Origin of the sequence: Morganella sp. GD04133 (genome assembly GCF_029835375.1) — a bacterium.
Lineage (GTDB): Bacteria > Pseudomonadota > Gammaproteobacteria > Enterobacterales > Enterobacteriaceae > Morganella > Morganella morganii_B.
Genome location: NZ_JAODZS010000081.1, coordinates 1 through 2,018 on the forward strand (window position 1 = coordinate 1; position 2,018 = coordinate 2,018).

Below are 2,018 nucleotides of genomic sequence, written 5' to 3' on the forward strand. Positions count from 1 at the left end.
ATTTGCCAGGTCAGTAACCGCTTTCTGACTCATGACACCTGTTGTTGATGTGCCCGGCCCCTGAAGTACTGAGTCTTTGTCGAGCTTTTTATCAACATCTGTTTTTGTGGCGTAGTCGTTCAGACCAATATAATTCCCAAGAGTTACCCAATCAGCGCCAGGTGATGTATTAAAATCTGTTTTATTGTCATCCTTGGTGCTGACGTATACTTTTGTTCCGTCATTAGAAAGCAGCTGCGCTCCTTTAGGGTAACCACCAACGGCCTCACTAAATGCTTTATTGAATTTATAGCCAGCCCCTGAATTTGACCAACGCTGTCCATTTGCCAGTTCAAACAGAATTTGGTTCATGTTCTCACCTTTAGGCGGTAGCCCTCCGGCCTGCTTTAACAGCATCGTGATTGGCGGAAATCCATCAGCGTATGAAGCGGATCGGTTTCCTGCCGGAGATGTCTCCAGTAACTCCTCACGTGGCCCGTTAACACCAAAAGGAACCGGCATCAGCTTAGGAATGTCATTTAATTTCATTTTTTACCCTTTATAAAAAGTTCCGTCATTAAACGGGTAAGCGTCTTCCGCAAATCCAAAATATGGCGGCACCAGCTCATAAGTTTCGATTCTCACGCCGCTCGGAACCGGCATAACTTCGTAGTTCTGCAATATCGCCGCCTCATAAGGCTGAAGTTCAAACGTGCATACAATTCCGATAGCCATCTTTTTATAGTTACTGCAAAAGGCCACTCCACGCCCCTTGAATAACATGGTCAGAAAGCGGTTAAATTCCGGGATAGTAGCTGTGCTGATATTGCTGAATGCCTTACATAAAATAAGCGTTCGGTACGCATCGTCGCCAAGACGAACATTGGTTGTTTCCTGAACACCAGCAAAGAACGGAGCGTCATTGAAGGGGGTGAATCCATCAGCAAATCCGAATGAATCCGACTCGATTGGAGCGACAATATTTCTGTCTACACCTACTATTTTACCCCATACATCAAGACCATAGCTTTTTGCTGTCAGAACGTCCCACACATCCGTGATGAATTGATCTGTAAAATCATCAATACTGACGGCCTGATTAAACGTATCAAGAATGCTCATGATCCGGTCAGCGCCGCTGTATTGTCTGATTACAGTTTCCGGCCAGTTATTCATACAAGCGTCACCTCTATAGTGGAGTCATCAATAACCGGTACCGAACTGACTGGGATATGCACTGACGGGGAAAAGGATGCACCATCAAGAGATACAGCAAGAGACAGTATGCTGACACTGTCCGGCTGAATTCCGATGACCGGGGCATAGTAACGACCGGCGGTAACATCCCCGCCGATTCTTGCCTTATTGATATTTGGATAACGGCCAGTAAACACCTCAGTAATTACTCGCTTCACCTGCGCGGTGATATCGCTTGGCGGGTTCAGTGATTTATCTATCTCAACTTTAAAATGCACCCTTGCCGGAACAGCCTGATGCCACTGCATAACGTACTGAGGTTGCGGCTTATCATAGGTTTCATCATAAACAATAAACTCCTTCTCCCCGTTCATGTTGCAGCCAGGATTGCAGGTATTGAACAAAGCCTCTGCAATATCTTTGTCCTCTCCGCCGTATACGCTGACATAAAGAGAGTGTGGTGCTATTGTGACGCTATCCACTACAACGGATTCATCCTTCCTGTTCGACCAGACATATGCATCAGTAACGCCGGTCACTTCAAGCAATGCAGCCCGGGTGGAACCATCCTGATTTCTTGAATTTCTGGCGACCGACTCCCTGCGTCTGGCCTCAAAAGAAACCCTGGACTCAACATCAGCCCCGAGAATGCCTGCATACTGGTTATTTACTGAGTCCCATCCGGAAACTGCAGTATAAATTCGGTTTAAATCACCGGCACCACAGGTTACGGGGCCGGTGGTGTCACAGGCAAAAACAGCATCAGTCCTGCCGCTTGCGGGAATGGTCACTGAATTCACCAGGCTGTAGGTCATATTATTAACATCCACTGCCTGAGAGCC

2 protein-coding genes and 1 pseudogene are annotated in these 2,018 nt (G+C 47.0%); all 3 read right to left on the minus strand.

The genetic code is table 11. The features are described 5' to 3' along the window. A pseudogene (locus N7387_RS21075) lies at positions 1 to 528 on the minus strand (phage tail protein); the annotation flags it as partial. A 3-nt stretch (positions 529 to 531) separates the two neighbouring features. After that, positions 532 to 1,155, minus strand: a complete 624-nt coding sequence (locus N7387_RS21080) for a DUF2612 domain-containing protein (protein WP_279800924.1) — start codon at positions 1,153 to 1,155, stop codon at positions 532 to 534. Next, positions 1,152 to 2,018, minus strand: an 867-nt coding sequence (locus N7387_RS21085) for a baseplate J/gp47 family protein (RefSeq protein ID WP_279800925.1), incomplete at its 5' end; no start/stop codon positions are given. The genes N7387_RS21085 and N7387_RS21080, both read right to left, overlap by 4 nt.